1 protein-coding gene is annotated in these 786 nt (G+C 72.0%); it reads left to right on the forward strand.

Features of this window, described 5'->3' with window-relative positions; all coding sequences use genetic code 11:
• Window positions 1–786, forward strand: a 786-nt coding sequence (locus NFJ07_RS25575) for a DUF222 domain-containing protein (protein ID WP_269998908.1), incomplete at both ends; no start/stop codon positions are given.

Here is a 786-nt window from a genome sequence, read left to right on the forward strand (position 1 = left end):
CACCGCCCAGGAGCTTGCCCTGGTCGCCGAGGTCGCCTGCGTCCTGACCATCAGCGAACGAACCGCCGCGGCCCTCCTGTCCGAATCCCAGGCCCTGACCACGCTGCCGCTGACCCTGGCCGCCCTCCGGTCCGGAACGATCTCCTGGCAACACGCCCGGATCATCATCGAACAATCCGACGCCCTGGACCCCGCCGGAACAGCCGCCCTGGAAGCGCACTTCCTGGACCCCGACACACCCAACCCGGCCCGAGGCTGCCCCGCCGGGGACCTCGTCCCGTCCCGGTTCCGCGCCAAGGCACGCACCTGGCGCGAACGCCACCACCCCGTCGGCATCGAAGAACGCCACGCCAAAAAAGCCCAGGACCGGCGCGTCGAATACCACCCGGACCGTGACGGCATGGCATGGCTCTCCGCCCACCTCCCGGCAGCCACCGCCGCCGGGATCTGGGAACGGACCACCGCCGCAGCCCGCGCCCTCCAAGGCCCCCACGAGACACGCACCCTCGCCCAGCTCCGCGCCGACATCACCGCCACCTGGCTCCTCACCAACAACACCGACGGAATGCCCGACGGCGGCGTGGGAGTGGGCAACATGGGAGTGAGCGGCATGGGACGGGGCGCGGTGGGGCGCGTCCCGTCCCCGAGGGCGCAGGTCCTGATCACCGTCCCGGTCCTGTCCCTCCTGGGCGCCACCGACGAACCGGCCATCCTGGACGGATACGGGCCGATCCCGCCCTCCATCGCCCGGGCACTGATCGCCGAGGGCGCCGACTCCTTCCACCG

The sequence above is a fragment of the Arthrobacter sp. B2a2-09 genome, from assembly GCF_027587375.1.
Taxonomy (GTDB): domain Bacteria; phylum Actinomycetota; class Actinomycetes; order Actinomycetales; family Micrococcaceae; genus Arthrobacter.